Source organism: Type-C symbiont of Plautia stali (assembly GCF_059730935.1).
Genome location: NZ_AP035923.1, coordinates 852,239 through 869,440, shown reverse-complemented (window position 1 = coordinate 869,440; position 17,202 = coordinate 852,239). Strand labels below are relative to the sequence as shown.

Here is a 17,202-nt window from a genome sequence, read left to right as displayed (position 1 = left end):
TTGGATTACGCCTGCAAATTACTGGTATTCACTCATCGGAACGCATGAACAGAACACATTGCGATCGCCAAACACATCGTCGAGACGCTTAACGGTCGGCCAGTATTTGTTGGCGCTGCCGGCCGGGAAGACCGCCAGCTCGCGGCTGTACGGATGAGTCCAGTCGCCGACGATTTCCATCTGGGTATGTGGTGCATTCACCAGCGGGTTGTCGTCAGCCGGCCATTCACCGTCGGCTACGCGATCGATTTCCATGCGGATCGCCAGCATCGCGTCAATAAAGCGGTCCAGCTCGATTTTGCTCTCGGACTCAGTCGGCTCGACCATCAGCGTGCCGGCGACCGGGAACGACATGGTCGGCGCATGGAAGCCATAGTCGATCAGGCGTTTCGCGATATCCAGCTCGCTGATGCCGGTCTGCTCTTTCAGCGGACGAATGTCGAGAATGCACTCATGCGCCACGCGGCCGTCGCGGCCGGCGTACAGAATCGGGTACGCCGACTGCAGCCGGCTGGCGATGTAGTTGGCGTTGAGAATCGCCACCGAGCTGGCCTGTTTCAGCCCTTCTGCGCCCATCATGCGAATGTACATCCAGCTAATGGGCAGAATAGATGCGCTACCGAACGGCGCCGCAGAAACCGCGCCCTGCTGGGTCAGCACGCCGTCAATCTGCACCACGCTGTGGCCCGGTACGAATGGCGCCAGATGCGCCTTCACCCCGATCGGCCCCATGCCCGGACCGCCACCGCCGTGCGGAATGCAGAAGGTTTTGTGCAGGTTGAGATGCGACACGTCAGCGCCAATGTAGCCAGGCGTGGTGATCCCGACCTGCGCGTTCATGTTTGCGCCGTCGAGGTACACCTGGCCGCCGTACTGATGCACGATCTGGCACACTTCGCGAATGGTCTCTTCGTAGACGCCGTGCGTCGATGGATAGGTCACCATGATGCACGACAGCGCGTCACCGGCCTGCGCTGCTTTTTCACGCAGATCGCCGAGATCGATATTGCCCTGCTTATCACAGGCCACCACCACGACCGCCATGCCCGCCATCTGCGCGGACGCCGGGTTGGTACCGTGCGCCGAGCTCGGGATCAGACAGATCGTGCGGCCCGCTTCATTACGGCTCTCATGATAGCGGCGGATGGCCAGCAAACCGGCGTATTCGCCCTGCGCACCAGAGTTCGGCTGCATGCACAGCGCATCGTAACCGGTGAGCTGGACCAGCCACTGGGACAGCTGGCCGATCATCTGCAGATAACCGCTCGCCTGCTCTGCCGGGCAGAACGGGTGCAGCTCAGCGAATTCCGGCCAGGTGATCGGAATCATTTCGGCGGCGGCATTCAGTTTCATGGTGCATGAGCCGAGCGGGATCATCGCCTGATTCAGCGCCAGATCCTTTTTCTCCAGGCTGTGCATGTAGCGCATCATCTCAGTTTCGCTGTGATGACGGTTGAACACCGGATGGGTAAGGAATTCGCTGGTACGTTGCTGGCCTGCCGGAATGGCGCTGTTTTCCGCCGCCACCGCGGCGTCCAGCGCCTCGATATCCTGGCCGTGCGCGTCGCCCAGCAGAATGGCAAACAGCGCCAGCACGTCTTCACGCGTGGTGGTTTCATCCAGCGTGATACCGACCGCATTGAGGATATCGCTGCGCAGGTTGACGCCGAAGCTCAGCGCACGGTTCAGCACCGCCGCTTTGTCCGCGACTTCAACGGTCAGCGTATCGAACCAGCTGTGATGGCGCAGCTTCAGGCCGCCGTTTTGCAGGCCTGCTGCCAGAATCGAGGTCAGACGGTGAATGCGCGAGGCGATGCGCTTCAGTCCGGCCGGGCCATGGTAAACCGCGTACAGGCCGGCGATATTCGCCAGCAGCACCTGTGAAGTACAGATGTTGGAGTTGGCTTTCTCACGGCGGATGTGCTGTTCGCGCGTCTGCATCGCCATGCGCAGTGCAGTGTTACCTGCGGCATCGCGTGACACACCGATGATACGGCCCGGCATGGAGCGCTTGTGCTCATCACGGCTGGCAAAGAAGGCCGCGTGCGGACCGCCGTAGCCCATCGGTACGCCAAAGCGCTGGGCGGAACCAAAGACGATATCAGCACCCTGTTTGCCCGGCGCTTCCAGCTGCACCAGCGCCATGAAATCCGCCGCCACGCTCACCACCACTTTGCGGCTTTTCAGCTCAGTAATCAGTTCACGGTAGTCGTGCACCTCTCCGCTGGTACCGACCTGCTGCAGCAGCACGCCAAACAGATCGTCGTGCTCGCGGGCTTTTTCGGCGCGATCGATAATCAGCTCAAAGCCAAAGGTTTCAGCGCGGGTGCGCACCACATCCAGCGTTTGCGGATGGATGTCATCGGCGATAAAGAATTTGGTCGCGTTTTTCAGCTTGCTGACGCGTTTAGCCATCGCCATCGCTTCGGCGGCCGCGGTGGCTTCATCCAGCAGTGAAGCTGAAGCAATATCCAGCCCGGTGAGATCGAGCGTCAGGGTCTGGAAGTTGAGCAGCGCTTCCAGACGGCCCTGCGACACTTCCGGCTGATACGGCGTGTAGGCCGTGTACCAGCCCGGGTTTTCCAGCATGTTGCGCAGAATCACCGGCGGGGTGATCACGGCGCTGTAACCCATTCCAATCCAGGATTTGTAACGCTGATTCTGGCTGGCAATGGCTTTCAGCTCTGCCAGCGCCTGCTGTTCAGTCGCGGCATCGCCTACCGCCGGCGGGCCTGGCAGCTGGATATCAGCAGGCACAATTGAAGCGATCAGCGAAGCCAGCGAGCTGGCACCAATCGCTTCCAGCATGGTGGCCTGCTGCGCGGCATCAGGACCGATATGGCGCTCAATAAAAGCACCGTTATGTTCGAGCTGGCTGAGAGTCTGGGTCATTTACAGTACATCCTGAATCGGGCTGGGTGACAAAATGGCATTAAATCAGGCAGATAAAAAAGAAGGCACCGCAGTGCGGCACCTTCAGAGACTACCGGTTACTCGTCGATGGACGCTTTGTAGGCGGCAGCATCAAGCATCGCGTCGAGCTCGGACTCGTCGCTGGCTTTGATGCGGAACAGCCAGCCGGCGGCGTACGGTTCGCTGTTAACCAGCTCCGGGGCATCGCCCAGCGCTTCGTTGACCGCAACAATTTCACCGCTCAGCGGGGCATAGATATCCGATGCCGCTTTCACGGATTCGGCTACCGCACAGTCGTCACCGGCGGCAAAGCTGGCACCCACGTCAGGCAGGTCGACAAACACCATGTCGCCCAGCAGTTCCTGCGCGTGTTCGGTGATGCCCACGGTAAACGTACCATCAGCTTCTTTACGCACCCACTCGTGGCTATCACGGTACTTCAATTCATTTGGCACATTGCTCATCGCCATTTCTCCTGAAAAAAAATTACTGAGCGACCGGCTTGCCGGCGCGAACAAAAATAGGTTTAGTCACTTTCACCGGCATTTCACGATTGCGGATTTCAACAATCGCCTGCTCACCGATACTGGCAGGCACGCGCGCCAGCGCAATGCTGTAGCCCAGCGTTGGCGAGAAGGAGCCGCTGGTAATGATGCCCTGCTGCGGCTGTCCCTGCGCATCGGTAAAGCGCACCGTCAGACCGTTACGCAGCACGCCTTTTTCGGTCATCACCAGCCCGACCAGTTTTTCCGTGCCGTTCTCGCGCTGCGCTTCCAGCGCCTCACGGCCAATGAAGTCACGGTCGGCGGGCTCCCAGCTGATGGTCCAGCCCATGTTGGCGGCCAGCGGCGAAACGCCTTCATCCATCTCCTGACCATACAGATTCATGCCGGCTTCAAGACGCAGCGTATCGCGTGCGCCCAGTCCGGCTGGTTTCACGCCTGCGGCCAGCAGCTGCTGCCAGAAATCTGCGGCCTGAGCGGCAGGCAGGGCGATTTCATAACCGGCTTCACCGGTATAACCGGTCGTGGCGATAAACAGATCGCCGGCCTGTACGCCAAAGAACGGCTTCATGCCTGCCACCGCGTCACGCTGTGCCGCGCTTAACAGGCTCTGTGCTTTTTGCTGCGCGTTCGGCCCCTGTACGGCGATTAGCGCCAGATCGTCACGCTCGGTGAGCGCAACCCCAAACGGCTGCGCATGCTCAGCGATCCACGCCAGATCCTTCTCGCGCGTGGCGGAATTGACCACCAGGCGGAAGAAATCTTCGCTCATAAAGTAAACAATTAAATCATCAATGACGCCAGCTGAAGCATTCAGCATGCCGGTATAGAGGGCTTTGCCGGGCTGGGTCATTTTGGCGACGTCGTTGGCCAGCAGGTAACGCAGAAATTCACGGGTGCGCGCGCCGTGCAGATCGACAATGGTCATGTGGGAAACGTCAAACATTCCGGCATCGTTGCGCACCGCATGGTGCTCATCCATTTGCGAGCCGTAGTGCAGCGGCATCATCCAGCCGTGGAAGTCCACCATGCGGGCACCGCAGGCCTGATGCTGTTCGAATAGAGGCGTTTGCTGAGTCATAACCATCCTGTGAAGACAAGTGAGTGTGACGCGCCTGCGCCGTCAGTTTTGAGCGACGCAAACGTTCTCTTTACGCTGAAGTTACCACCGAATACGGCAATTAACCATAAGGAAAACGAGGGTGAAACCTTATCATCCTTTGTGCTGCCCCGGCAGCTATGCCAGCACATCTCACTGCATTTATGTGATTTACCGCGCATATAATTCACCTGATGCGCAGTAATTCAGCCGAATAATGGAAGCTGTACCGCAGACAAGGGAAATGGTTCGGGGACGAAAAGCATTTAGGATTAGTTAAAGTAATGCGGATTGAGGCCTGAAATTAGAATAAATCAAATGAAGGGCAATTTGGGTGCAGCGATGCACAATAATGGTGCCGGGGCAGGTTTTGCAGTGACGTTACCGGGTGCGCACAGGGTCGCGATGGATGGCGACAACGCTGTGCAGTTCGGTGATTCATGAGCGGCAGCCGACTGCCACGCCCACCCTTGAGGGCGATCGCGTAACGTCAGTGCAGGAAAAACGGCACCTGAAAGGGTGCCGTAATAAGGAGGGTTAGCGGATCCAGCCGGGCAGGTCGTTGAGGCCCATGGCCTGCTTCAGCAGTAACGGCTTCACGCCAGGCAGCGTATCGGCCAGCTTCAGCCCGACGTCGCGCAGCAGTTTTTTTGCCGGATGGTGCCCGGCAAACAGCTCACGGAAACCCTGCATGCCGGCCAGCATCAGCGCTGCGCTGTGCTTGCGGCTGCGTTCATAACGCCGCAAATAGAGATGCTGGCCGATATCTTTGCCCTGCTGATGCAGACGGCGGATTTCGCCAATCAGCTCGGCGGCATCCATAAAGCCGAGGTTAACCCCCTGCCCGGCCAGCGGATGGATGGTATGCGCCGCATCGCCCACCAGCGCCAGCCGGTGCGCAGCAAAGTTGCGGGCGTAACGGGCCATCAGCGGGAAGGTTTTCCGTTCGCTTTCCACCTGGCACAGACCAAGGCGCATATCGAATGCCACCGACAACTGCTGGTTAAACAGCGCTTCCGGCATGGATTGCAGTCGCGCCGCTTCCTGCGGTGACAGTGACCAGACGATGGAGCACAGGTGCGGATCCTGCATCGGCAGGAAGGCCAGAATGCCGTCGCCGTGGAACACCTGGCGCGCGATGGCATCGTGCGGCATATCGGTGCGTACGTTGGCCACCAGAGCGTGATGTTCGTAATCCCAGAAAGTAATCGGGATATCCGCTTTGTCACGCAGCCACGAGTTTGCCCCGTCCGCAGCAATCAGCAGGCGCGCGCTCATCATGCTGCCGTCCTGCAGGGTAATAAAGGCTTCGTTATCGCCAAACGCCACCTGCTGCAGCTGAGCCGGCGCAATCAGCGTCACGTCGCTGCACTGACTGGCGCGCTGCCACAGTGCACTGTGAATCACCTCGTTTTCAATGATATGTCCGAGGTGCGACAGCCCCTGCTGCTCGTCATCAAAGCTGATCGAGCCAAAGCTGTCCTGATCCCACACTTCCATGCCGTGATACGCGCTGGCGCGCAGCGCGAGAATGGTGGACCAGACATCAAGTTTTTGCAGCAGACGCTCGCTGGCGGCGTTGATGGCCGAGACGCGAACCGACGCTGGCGCCGCCGCATCAAATTGTGGCTCAGGCGCTTTTTCCAGCACCGCAACGCGCAGGCCGCTGCCCTGTAAGCCACAGGCCACCGCCAGACCGACCATGCCGCCCCCGGCAATCGCCACATCAAATGTTTGCATTGCTGCCCCTTAATTCATGCTTAACGCTTAACCCAGCCGAGCGTGCGCACGGCAAGTGGGTTTCGCAGCCATGGCAGGTGGTCCATTGCCACCAGCCCAAGATTTCGTCCTGCCACCAGCGGGGCATAACGGTTGGCGAACAGCCGCACCAGACCGTCGGTGACGCCAATGGTCGCCACGCGATCCGGCTGGCGGCGCGCAGCAAAATGGTGCAACACCGCGTGGCTGCCCGGATCCTGCTGGTAACGATGCGCCGCCGCAAGGGTTTCCGCCAGCGACATCACATCGCGCAAACCGAGGTTAAAGCCCTGCCCGGCGATCGGATGCAGCGTCTGCGCCGCATTGCCGACCAGCGCCAGCCGGTGCGTCACCTGACGCTCTGCGGTCTGTAGCGCCAGCGGATAGATTTCGCGCTGGCCGGCGTGAGTAAAGCGCCCCAGCCGCCAGCCAAAGGCGCGCTGTAATTCATGCAGGAAGGTGGCATCGTCCCACTGCTTAACCGTGGCTTCGGCCGTCGCCGGATGACACCACACCAGCGACAGACGGTTGCCGGACATCGGCAGCAGCGCCAGCGGGCCATGCCGGGTGAAGCGCTCAAACGCGCGGCCCTGATGCGGCAACTGCGTCGCGACGTTGGCAATCACCGCCAGCTGCTGGTAGTCGTCGCGCTGCCAGCGCATGCCGCAGGATGCCGCCAGCGGCGAGCGTGCGCCGTCAGCGGCCACCAGCAGCGCGCCCTGTAACGTTGCGCCGCTGCTGAGCGTCGCCTGCACGCTATCGGCGCTGCGGGTTACTGAGGTCACGTGATCCGGGCAGCACAGCGTCACGCCGGGTGCCTCACGCAGACGTTTAAACAGGCGCTGTCCCACGTCATACAGCTCGACCACGTTGCCCAACGCCGACAGCTGATAATCCTCAGCCTGCAGCTGAACAAACCCGCTGTGCCCGCGATCGGAAACGTGGATGTGGGTAATGGGCGTGGCGCAATCCGCCAGCGAACGCCACAGGTCAATTTCCGCCAGCTGCTGACATGTGCCCGCCGCCAGCGCGATGGCGCGCCCGTCAAAGCCCGGGTGCGCGCGGCTGTCCGGCTGATGACGTTCAATCAGCGTCACCGGCAACTGGCCCTGCGTCAGATGCGAAATCGCCAGTGCCAGCGTGGCGCCGGTCATACCGCCGCCTGCAATCAGGATACTCATACGCTGCGCGCCGCCGCCATCAGTGCTTCGATCGCCTCAGCGTCTTTTACCACGCTGTCGGTCAGGTTTTCATTACCGTCGGCGGTGATGACGATGTCGTCTTCGATACGGATACCGATGCCGCGATACTGCGCCGGCACTTTGGCATCCGGCGCGATATATAGGCCCGGTTCAACGGTGAGCACCATGCCAGGCTCAAGCAGGCGGTCGCGGCTGGGCGTGCCGTAGTGGCCGACGTCATGCACGTCCAGCCCCAGCCAGTGACCAAGGCCGTGCATAAAGAACGGACGGTGCGCCTGCTCTTCAAACAGCGTATCGATATTGCCTTCCAGAATGCCCAGATCGACCAGACCGGTGATCATGATACGCACCACTTCGTCGTTGACTTCATGGATGCTGATGCCCGGGCGGAACATCGACAGCGCCTTATACAGCGAGGCGAGCACGATGTCGTAGATCTCGCGCTGCGGCTGGCTGAATTTACCGTTAACCGGGAAGGTGCGGGTAATATCGCCGGCGTAGCCATGGAATTCGCAACCGGCATCAATCAGCACCAGATCGCCGTCGCGCATTTCGCTTTCGTTTTCGGTGTAGTGCAGAATGCAGCCGTTCTCACCGGAGCCCACAATGGTGTTGTAAGACGGAAAGCGCGCGCCGTGGCGGGTGAATTCGTGATGGATTTCGCCTTCCAGCTGATATTCAAACATACCGGGGCGGCACGCCTGCATCGCACGGGTATGTGCCAGCGCGCTGATTTTTCCTGCGCGGCGCAGAATGGCGATCTCGTCTTCGCTTTTAAACAGGCGCATCTCATGCACCCAGGGACGCCAGTCGGTCAGCGTCTCCGGCGCGCTGAGGTTTTGCCGGAAACCGCGGCGCAGTTTCTCCAGCGCGCTGAACACCAGAGTATCCGCTTCCGCGTATTCACCCTGTGCGTGATAGACCACGTCGAGTCCGTTGAGCAGCTGGTGTAGCTGCTCGTCAATCGCATCCCACGGCAGCGCGCGGTCAACGCCCAGCTTCGCCGGTGCGGCTTCCTGACCAAGCCGACGCCCGAACCAGATTTCGGCCGTCAGGTCGCGTACGCGGTTAAACAGCACGCTATGGTTATGATTGTCATCGCTCTTGATTAATACCAGCAGCGCCTGCGGCTCGTTGAAGCCGGTGAAGTACCAGAAGTCGCTGTTCTGGCGAAAGGGATATTCGGTGTCGTTGCTGCGCGTCACTTCAGGTGCAGCAAAAATCAAAGCCGCGCTGCCGGGCGCCATGCGGGCGATCAGCGCCTGACGACGTTGCCGGAAAGTTTCCAGTGTAATCATATTTGCACTCCCTGTAGAAAACGGGCAGCGACCTGCCCACGATGACGCGCTTAGTGTAGCGTAGGTTTTTGCACTTCCGGTGCGGTCGGCGTGCGTGGCCGGGTGAAGGTGTCATGGCACAGCAGCGCGGCAACGCGCACGTACTCAATCACCTCTTCCAGCGACTGTTCGAGCTCTTCCTGATCTTCATCTTCATCGTAGCCAAGTTGCGCAATGGTGCGCAGATCGTCAATCGCTTCGCCGGTCTCACCGGTCACTTTGTCCAGCTTCGGCTGCGTCACGCCCAGGCCCAGCAGGAAGTGATTGACCCAGCCGGCCAGCGCGTCAGCACGATCGAACACCGTGATGTCCTCCTCATCCGGCAGCATCAGCTGGAACAGGAAACCCTCTTCATCCAGCGTGTTGGCCAGGTTTTCATGCAGCGCCTGCAGCGGCTGCGACAGGCTTTGCGAGAACGCCATGCCCTCGTTAGTCAGGTCGTGCACCAGGGTTTTCCAGCTGCTGTCCTGATTGCCGCCGCACAGAATGCCACACAGCAGTCCGTGCATCTCGGCGGGCGTCATGCCTACGCCCTGCTGGGAAAGTGCCGCGGCCAGCGCGTTGTAAGTGGGTGTTGCGTTCTGTAAAGACATAAGCTTTGGTCGTCGTTGGCAGAATAAGTTCGTGTTATGCTACCACCAGGTGCCTCAGGGTTTCCAGAAAAGGGGTTGTAACTTATCACGCGGGTCTATATAGTTGCGCACCTCCCAACCCATTGACAGGTAAGGGAGATGCGAACGAAGTAATCAGTCAGGATGGTGGCATGTCTGCACAACCGGTAGATATTCAGATTTTTGGTCGTTCATTGAGAGTGAATTGTCCGCCTGAACAGCAAGATGCGCTGAATCTGGCCGCAGAGGATCTCAATCAACGGTTGCAAGATTTAAAAGTTCGCACTAGAGTCACAAATACAGAGCAGCTGGTGTTCATCGCCGCGTTAAACATTTGCCACGAGCTGGCACAAGAGAAAGGTAAAACGCGCGATTACGCAGCCAATATGGAACAACGCATCCGTATGCTGCAGCAGACCATTGAGCAGGCATTAGTTGAGCAAGGTCGCATAACTGAACGTCAGGGCCCTAAATTCGAATAACACTTCATGGTACTCGTGTTAGAGTAACGGTGAAGTCAATTTTCTCTGAGATGTTTGCAAGCGGGCCAGTCCCCTGAGCCGATATTTCATACCAACAGAGTGTGACGCTCTGTAACCTGTGAGCATGCTCGGTCCGTCCGAGAAGCCTGATGGTTACGACGGCATACTCACCTTGAACCAAGGGTTCAAGGGTTACAGCCTGCGGCGGCATCTCGGAGATCTCCTCTTAGTTCCACCCTGTTATTCCCGGTGTGATAATGTGGCTATCAACAGCCTTATCAGCCGGGGACATCATGCCAGCACCTTCTCTTCTCGACCGACAGGATATTCGTCAGCATGTGCGCCATCTGCGCCGCAATCTTACGCCTGAGCAACAGGTTGAGGCCGCCGACCTGCTGGCTGAACATGCCATTAATTTTGCCCCGCTGGCCAGCGCACAACGCATTGCGCTGTTTCTCTCCGTCGATGGCGAAATCAATACCCGACCGCTGATTGCCAAACTGTGGCAGCAAAAGAAGCAGGTCTTTCTGCCGGTGCTGCACCCATTTGCGCCCGGTCACCTGCTTTTTTTGCGCTACACGCCAGAAACCCCGCTGCGACCTAACAAGCTGCGCATCCCTGAGCCGCCGCTGGATATTACGCAGCTGGCCACACTCGATCAGCTGGATGTGATGCTGGTACCGCTGGTGGCGTTTGACGCGCAGGGACAACGCTTAGGCATGGGCGGGGGTTTTTACGATCGCACGCTACAGCACTGGCAGCAGCATGGCTTTTTACCGCTGGGTATTGCGCACGACTGCCAGCGCGTGGATGCGCTGCCGGTGGCGGCCTGGGATGTGCCATTGCCGGCGATTCTCACGCCGTCAAAGCTGTGGCAGTGGGAAACGCTGGCGGGATAAAGACAGGGCGCCCAGCGGCGCCCTGCACTGTCAGTACAGCAGACGGGCGCGCATGGTGCCCGGAATCGCCTTCATCAGCTGCAGCGCTTTCTCCGCCACATCCTCTTCGGCATCAATATCGATAACCACATAGCCCATCACTGGCGAGGTTTGCAGATACTGAGCGGCAATGTTGATGCCCTGCTCGGCAAAGATCTGGTTGATGGCGGTCAGCACGCCCGGGCGGTTTTCATGGATGTGCAGCAGGCGGCTGGCGCTGGCAGCGTGCATCGGCAGCGAAACTTCCGGGAAGTTTACTGCGGAGAGCGTCGAGCCGTTGTCAGAGTACTTGGCCAGCTTGCCAGACACTTCCAGACCGATGTTCTCCTGCGCTTCCTGCGTTGATCCGCCGATGTGCGGCGTCAGGATCACGTTGTCGAATTCGCACAGCGGCGAGTTGAACGGATCGCTATTGGTTGCAGGTTCAACCGGGAAGACGTCGATGGCGGCACCGGCGAGGTGCTTGCTGGCCAGCGCATTACACAGCGCCGGGATGTCAATCACGGTGCCGCGCGCGGCGTTGATCAACAGCGCGCCGGGCTTCATCAGTGCCAACTCTTCGCTGCCAATCATGTTCTGAGTAGATGGCGTTTCCGGCACGTGCAGGCTGACCACATCACTCATGTTCAGCAGGTCAGAGAGATGGCGCACCTGGGTGGCATTGCCCAGCGGCAGCTTGTTTTCGATATCGTAGAAAAATACGTGCATGCCGAGGCTTTCCGCCAGCACGCCGAGCTGCATCCCGATATGGCCGTAGCCAATGATACCCAGCTTCTTACCACGCGCTTCGTACGAGCCGGTGGCGATTTTATTCCAGATGCCGCGGTGGGCTTTGGCGTTGGCTTCCGGAATGCCGCGCAGCATCAGCAGCATTTCGCCGATTACCAGTTCCGCGACCGAACGGGTATTGGAGAACGGGGCGTTGAACACCGGCACGCCGCGTTTCGCTGCCGCGCTGAGATCAACCTGGTTAGTACCAATACAGAAGCAGCCCACCGCCACCAGCTTTTCAGCCGCCGCGAAGATCTCTTCAGTCAGTTGGGTACGGGAACGGATACCAATGAAGTGGGCATCGCGGATGGAGGACTTCAGCGTCTCAGCATCCAGTGCGCCTTTGTGGAACTCGATGTTGGTGTAACCTGCGGCGCGCAGATTATCCAGCGCACTCTGGTGAACGCCTTCCACCAGCAGGAACTTAATCTTGTCTTTTTCCAGTGATACCTTTGCCATTTCCCGACCCTATTCAGAATTCAACGAGGACTACCATAAGGTAGCCTTCTGTCAAAATATCAAAATTTTCCGGCGCGGCAATACAAACGATTGCCTGCACGCCAGCACGCGCCCACGTGCAGACAACACAAATCCACACAAAATCGTGAGATGACGAGAGCGCAAAGTACGAACCTGCTGTTGATGAATCATTTGTGACATAAGTCACCAAATTTCACTGCAGCAAGAAAAGATGTTTTGCGGATGGAAATAACCGGCGCTGGCGGCGCGCCGGTGAGATCAATTGGTGATGGTTTTCACGCCGTCCGGCGTGCCAATCAGCGCAATATCCGCTCCGCGTGCGGCAAACAGCCCCACGGTGACGACGCCCGGCAGCGCATTGATGGTTTTTTCCAGCGCAATCGGGTCAAGGATGCGCAGATTATGTACGTCGAGAATAATGTTGCCGTTATCCGTAACCACGTGCTGACGATACTCCGGCAGGCCGCCCAGCTTCACCAGCTCCCGCGCCACATAAGCGCGCGCCATCGGAATCACCTCCACCGGAAGCGGGAAGTTGCCCAGCACATCGACCTGCTTGGACGCATCCGCGATGCAGATAAATTTCTGCGCCACCGCCGCGACAATTTTCTCGCGCGTCAGCGCTGCGCCGCCGCCCTTGATCATCTGCATCTGCGGATTGATCTCATCAGCACCGTCGACATACACCGACAGCGCATCCACATTGTTGAGATCGAACACCGGAATGCCCAGCGATTTGAGCTTTTCGGTTGAGGCTTCCGAACTGGAAACCGCGCCCTCGATCTGATCCCTGATGGTACCAAGCGCGTCAATAAAATGCGCCGCCGTTGAACCGGTGCCTACGCCAACAATGGTGCCTGGCTGCACGTACTGCAGCGCTGCCCAACCTACCGCTTTTTTCAGTTCATCCTGGGTCATGGTATGTTTAAAACCTGTGCGACATCGAAGTGCGCGTAGTATAAAACAAGGCGCTGTCAAAAAGCGCGGCTGACCGACGTTGGATGTAAGCCTTTGGAAGCCAGCCCGCAAAAACGCGTCGGCCGCACAGCTTCGCCGTTTTATGGCATAGTAGTTTCCACCCTGAACGAGAGAGAACAACAATGAAACGCCCGGATTATCGAACGCTTCAGGCGCTGGATGCTGTGATTCGCGAACGCGGCTTTGAGCGTGCCGCCCAGAAGCTGTGCATCACGCAGTCTGCGGTGTCGCAGCGCATTAAACAGCTGGAAAATTTATTTGGTCAGCCGCTGCTGGTGCGTACCGTGCCGCCGCGCCCGACCGAGCAGGGACAAAAATTGCTGGCGCTGCTGCATCAGGTGGAGCTGCTGGAAGAGGAGTGGCTGGGTGATGATAACGGTGGCACCACGCCGCTGCTGCTGTCGCTGGCGGTGAACGCCGACAGTCTTGCTACCTGGCTGCTGCCGGCGCTGAAAGATGTGCTGGCCGACTCGCCGGTGCGCCTGAATCTGCAGGTAGAGGATGAAACCCGCACGCAGGAGCGTTTACGACGCGGTGAGGTGGTCGGGGCGGTGAGTATCCAGCCGCAGCCGTTGCCAAGTTGCCTGGTGGATCAGCTGGGTGCGCTGGACTATCTGTTCTGCGCCTCGCCGGAGTTTGCCGCGCGCTATTTCCCCAATGGCGTGACACGCTCGGCGCTGCTGAAAGCCCCGGCGGTGGCGTTTGATCACCTCGACGACATGCATCAGGCCTTTTTGCAGCAGAACTTTGATTTATCGCCGGGCAGCGTGCCGTGCCACATCGTGAACTCATCAGAGGCTTTTGTGCAGCTGGCGCGTCAGGGATCGGTGTGCTGTATGATTCCGCACCTGCAGATTGAGCGCGAGCTGGCGCAGGGAGAGCTGGTTGATTTGACGCCGGGTCTGTATCAGCGCCGGATGCTGTACTGGCACCGTTTCGCGCCGGAAAGCCGTCTGATGCGCAGCGTGACCGATGCGCTGATTGCCCACGGCCACCGCGTATTGCGCCAGGATGAAGTTGCGGCTTAGCGCCGTTCAGATTAGCGCACAACAGTCGTAGCGGCGCGATTCATCGCGCGTTTTAACAGCGGTTCTGCTGCTGGAAAGCGCGATGAATCGCGCCGCTACAATTTTACAGGCTAACTTACTGCGCCGTATTCGGTTTGATTTCGAATACCACATCCACCTGATCGTCAAAATGGATGCTCTGCTGCTCGTAGGTCTGCTGCGCGGTGGTGTCCGCTGCGGCACCGGCCGCTTTGTACATGCGCGCCATCGGCATCGGCTGGTAGTTAGCCACGTGATAGCGAATGCTGTACACCGAGCCCAGTTTGGCATTGAAGCCTTCCGCCAGGGCGCTCGCCTGCTGTGTGGCATTGGCAATCGCCGCTTTACGCGCCTGATCTTTGTAGCTGTCTGCGTTAGCCACGCCCAGCTCAACAGAACGAATCTCATTCAGGCCCGACTTCAGCGCGCCGTCCAGCAGCTCATTCAGCTTATCCAGCTGGCGCAGCGTCACTTCCACCTGACGCACCGCACGGTAGCCTTTCAGCACCGACTTGCCCTCTTTGGTGTAGTCATACTCCGGCTGGGTGCTGAGATTAGCCGCATCAATATCTTTCTTCTCGATGCCGTTCTTTTGCAGGAAATCAAAATATTGCGCCACGCGGTCGTCAGCCTGTTTTTTTGCATCCGCCGCGTCTTTCGACGAAACATTCACCACGATGGAGAGCGTCGCCATATCCGGACGGGCATCCACACTGGCCTGTCCTGATGTCACCACGTGCGGTCCGTTCGGCACTTCTCCCGCCTGGACCAGACCGGACAGTGCGCCCGTGCTCATTACGGCGGCCAGCGCCAGTGCTTTCAGTTTCACGAAAGTCCTCCTTGAAGGGTTCAATTTGCAGGTCGCCACTATGGCGAAACCCAAAACACATTACTATGCGTGATGGTCTGAGTTTGAAATTAGCAAAAAGTTCGGCTTTGCTCAGGTTTAACGTATCCGCGATCGCAAATTTATCGCTACAGATTCGCTGAAAAGCGCCGCCTGCGTTTCTATTAAAGAAACACTTCTGCCCCTCGGGAGAGTTGTATTATGACAGAACAGCCACTTAGCCAAAGCGCGGTCAGCGTGCGAGCCGGACGCACACGCTTTATGATGCTGGCACTGGTGTTTATCAACATCATCATTAACTACATGGATCGCACCAACCTGTCGGTGGCCGCCACGCAGATGGCCGGTGAACTGCGCTTCACGCCGCTGGAGATGGGGCTGATCTTCTCGGCGTTCGGCTGGATCTATGCGGCGCTGCAAATTCCCGGCGGATTCCTGATCGATCGTCTCGGCGCGCGGCTGGTATACGGCGCGGGGCTGTTTGCCTGGTCGCTAATCACCGCGCTGCACGCTTTTGCCAGCAGCTTTGGCGCGCTGTTCGGTCTGCGCCTCGGCGTCGGCGCCTTCGAGGCACCGGTGATGCCGGCTAACAATCGGGTGATTTCCAGCTGGTTCCCCGAGCAGGAGCGTGCCAGTGCAATTGGCATCTACTCGTCCGCACAGTTTGTTGGCCTCGCCTGTATGACGCCGCTGCTGTTTCACGTGCAGGCTGCGTTTGGCTGGCGCGGGCTGTTTCTGATTACCGGCGTGGCGGGTATGATTTGGGCGCTGGTGTGGTATCTGCTGTATCGCGAGCCGAACCAGCACAAAGGGGTATCAGAGGCTGAACTTAACTATCTGCGTGACAACGGCGCACTGCTGGAAAATCGCCAGGGCAGCCAGCCGCCGCGTGCACGCTGGGCCGATCTGGCGCAGATGTTTCGCAGCCGCAAGCTGGTCGGCATCTATATTGGCCAGTTCACCATCTCTGCCACCTTCTGGTTTTTCCTCACCTGGTTTCCCACCTATCTGGTGGAGTATCGCCACATGGACTTTATCAAGAGCGGCTACGTGGCGTCGCTGCCCTACTTCGCGGCGTTTTGTGGTGTGCTGCTGGCTGGCTTTGCCTCAGATCGCATGATCCGGCGCGGCGTCTCAGCCAGCGTGGCGCGCAAGCTGCCGGTGATCCTCGGCCTGTTCCTGACGCTGTTCATTCTGGGTGCTAACTACACCGAAGATTCGCGGCTGATCATCCTGTTTATGTCGCTGGCGTTTTTTGGTAATGGCCTGGCAACCATCACCTGGGTGTTTGTTACCGCGCTGGCGCCGCGCCATCTGATCGGTCTGGCCGGCGGCGTATTTAACTTTACCGGCGCGCTGTCATCGATCGTGGTGCCCATCGCCATCGGCGCCCTGATTGACGGCAGCAACTTCGCGCCGGCGCTGGCCTTTATCGCCGTGCTGGCCGCTATTGGCATCTGCAGTTATCTGTTTGTGGTAGGAAAAATTGACCATGTCAGCGCGCGCTGATGAGCCGTTTCGCCAGCGCGCGCAGCTGTTGCAGACGCTGCGCCAGCTGGTCCTCATCGGCCTGCCAGATTTTGGCGAAGGCCAGCGCCGCGCGATTGTTATTGATCGGCTGCGCCATGCTGATTTCACCGTCCTCGCGATGCCACACCAGATAATCCCCGGTGCGTTTGCGCGCCAGCAGCGGCGCAATCTGCGTCCACTGTTCGTCAGTGAAACGCGGCCGCAGCACCTCATCACTCTCCGCCGCCAGCAGCGCGACGCCAATCACCGACTGCCACGCTGGCAGCATGCGAAATCCGGCCAGCGCCTGGCTGGTACTGGTGCGCTCGCCGGGCTCCGAGTGCCAGATGTAGATCACCTGGTCCTCCCACAGCACGCCAAGCGCCACCACGATATCGCGCGGCGCGTGCGCCTCCAGCTGCGGCAGTGCCGAAGCAAACAGCGACGATCCACGAATGGCCTGCGCCGCCAGCGCATGAATGCCCGGGCCCGGCAGATAGCGCCGGTGTTCATCCTGAATCGTCAGGCCGATGGACGCCATGGTCATCAGCAGACGGTTTACCCGCGTGCTGTTCATCCCCATCTGGCGCGCCAGTTCACGGCCGCCGACCGCTTTGTCACTGGAGACCAGATATTGCAGGCAGCGAATTCCGTCAATCAGGCTCTGGTTGGGTTGCGAAGACATAAATCACCTTGTGACGGTAAAAATTCAATCTTAGCAGCCTTCA

The 17,202-nt window shown here is 59.0% G+C and carries 15 protein-coding genes and 1 other RNA gene; 5 read left to right on the top strand and 11 right to left on the bottom strand.

The window, feature by feature from the left end; translation table 11 throughout:
- Window positions 1-18 precede the first annotated feature (18 nt).
- The 7 genes from gcvP to AC6I7J_RS03915 all read right to left on the bottom strand — a co-directional run bounded on the left by gcvP (window position 19) and on the right by AC6I7J_RS03915 (window position 9,405).
- Window positions 19-2,892: an aminomethyl-transferring glycine dehydrogenase gene (gene gcvP, locus AC6I7J_RS03945; RefSeq protein WP_459746510.1), complete on the bottom strand. Its 2,874-nt coding sequence runs from the start codon at window positions 2,890-2,892 to the stop codon at window positions 19-21.
- A 98-nt stretch (window positions 2,893-2,990) separates the two neighbouring features.
- Complete coding sequence (gene gcvH / locus AC6I7J_RS03940; protein ID WP_058781308.1) at window positions 2,991-3,377, bottom strand: glycine cleavage system protein GcvH; 387 nt, start codon at window positions 3,375-3,377, stop codon at window positions 2,991-2,993.
- A gap of 22 nt (window positions 3,378-3,399) precedes the next feature.
- Entirely contained in the window at window positions 3,400-4,497 is a 1,098-nt protein-coding gene (gcvT, locus tag AC6I7J_RS03935) for a glycine cleavage system aminomethyltransferase GcvT (RefSeq protein WP_498006881.1), read from the bottom strand.
- Between the two features lie 555 nt (window positions 4,498-5,052).
- Window positions 5,053-6,255 carry an FAD-dependent 2-octaprenylphenol hydroxylase gene (gene ubiI, locus AC6I7J_RS03930; RefSeq protein WP_059011499.1) on the bottom strand — a complete coding sequence of 401 codons (1,203 nt, stop codon included), beginning with the start codon at window positions 6,253-6,255 and terminating at the stop codon, window positions 5,053-5,055.
- A 20-nt stretch (window positions 6,256-6,275) separates the two neighbouring features.
- A complete protein-coding gene (gene ubiH / locus AC6I7J_RS03925) occupies window positions 6,276-7,454 on the bottom strand; it encodes a 2-octaprenyl-6-methoxyphenyl hydroxylase (protein ID WP_498006879.1) in 1,179 nt (392 codons plus the stop codon).
- Window positions 7,451-8,773, bottom strand: coding sequence for a Xaa-Pro aminopeptidase (pepP, locus tag AC6I7J_RS03920; RefSeq protein WP_104093679.1), 1,323 nt, complete (start codon window positions 8,771-8,773; stop codon window positions 7,451-7,453). Before pepP ends, ubiH begins: the two co-directional genes overlap by 4 nt.
- 50 nt (window positions 8,774-8,823) lie before the next feature.
- Window positions 8,824-9,405 carry a YecA/YgfB family protein gene (locus AC6I7J_RS03915; protein ID WP_058757098.1) on the bottom strand — a complete coding sequence of 194 codons (582 nt, stop codon included), beginning with the start codon at window positions 9,403-9,405 and terminating at the stop codon, window positions 8,824-8,826.
- 170 nt (window positions 9,406-9,575) lie between these two features.
- Here AC6I7J_RS03915 and zapA point away from each other — a divergent pair, with 170 nt between their 5' ends.
- The 3 genes from zapA (at window position 9,576) to AC6I7J_RS03900 (ending at window position 10,804) form a co-directional block, all read left to right on the top strand.
- Window positions 9,576-9,905: a cell division protein ZapA gene (gene zapA, locus AC6I7J_RS03910; protein WP_021506660.1), complete on the top strand. Its 330-nt coding sequence runs from the start codon at window positions 9,576-9,578 to the stop codon at window positions 9,903-9,905.
- A gap of 39 nt (window positions 9,906-9,944) precedes the next feature.
- A non-coding RNA gene (gene ssrS, locus AC6I7J_RS03905) (6S RNA) lies at window positions 9,945-10,128 on the top strand.
- Between the two features lie 70 nt (window positions 10,129-10,198).
- On the top strand, window positions 10,199-10,804 hold the full coding sequence (locus tag AC6I7J_RS03900; protein ID WP_058771549.1) for a 5-formyltetrahydrofolate cyclo-ligase: 606 nt from the start codon (window positions 10,199-10,201) through the stop codon (window positions 10,802-10,804).
- Window positions 10,805-10,834: 30 nt separating this feature from the next.
- Here AC6I7J_RS03900 and serA read toward each other — a convergent pair whose 3' ends face one another.
- Together serA and rpiA are read right to left on the bottom strand one after the other, a co-directional pair.
- Entirely contained in the window at window positions 10,835-12,073 is a 1,239-nt protein-coding gene (gene serA / locus AC6I7J_RS03895) for a phosphoglycerate dehydrogenase (protein WP_021506658.1), read from the bottom strand.
- Between the two features lie 279 nt (window positions 12,074-12,352).
- Window positions 12,353-13,012 carry a ribose-5-phosphate isomerase RpiA gene (gene rpiA, locus AC6I7J_RS03890; protein WP_021506657.1) on the bottom strand — a complete coding sequence of 220 codons (660 nt, stop codon included), beginning with the start codon at window positions 13,010-13,012 and terminating at the stop codon, window positions 12,353-12,355.
- A 182-nt stretch (window positions 13,013-13,194) separates the two neighbouring features.
- On the opposite strand from rpiA, the gene AC6I7J_RS03885 reads away from it, so the two are divergent.
- The gene (locus tag AC6I7J_RS03885) at window positions 13,195-14,100 is read left to right on the top strand and encodes a LysR family transcriptional regulator ArgP (protein ID WP_021506656.1); all 906 of its coding nucleotides are present in this window, start codon (window positions 13,195-13,197) and stop codon (window positions 14,098-14,100) included.
- Window positions 14,101-14,215: 115 nt separating this feature from the next.
- Here the strand turns inward: AC6I7J_RS03885 and AC6I7J_RS03880 are convergent, their stop codons facing one another.
- Window positions 14,216-14,947, bottom strand: coding sequence for an oxidative stress defense protein (locus AC6I7J_RS03880; RefSeq protein ID WP_021506655.1), 732 nt, complete (start codon window positions 14,945-14,947; stop codon window positions 14,216-14,218).
- 219 nt (window positions 14,948-15,166) lie between these two features.
- On the opposite strand from AC6I7J_RS03880, the gene AC6I7J_RS03875 reads away from it, so the two are divergent.
- The gene (locus AC6I7J_RS03875; RefSeq protein WP_059011508.1) at window positions 15,167-16,474 is read left to right on the top strand and encodes an MFS transporter; all 1,308 of its coding nucleotides are present in this window, start codon (window positions 15,167-15,169) and stop codon (window positions 16,472-16,474) included.
- Here the strand turns inward: AC6I7J_RS03875 and AC6I7J_RS03870 are convergent.
- The gene (locus tag AC6I7J_RS03870; RefSeq protein ID WP_498006876.1) at window positions 16,461-17,159 is read right to left on the bottom strand and encodes an IclR family transcriptional regulator; all 699 of its coding nucleotides are present in this window, start codon (window positions 17,157-17,159) and stop codon (window positions 16,461-16,463) included. The two genes, AC6I7J_RS03875 and AC6I7J_RS03870, sit on opposite strands and share 14 nt — an antisense overlap.
- Window positions 17,160-17,202: the final 43 nt, after the last annotated feature.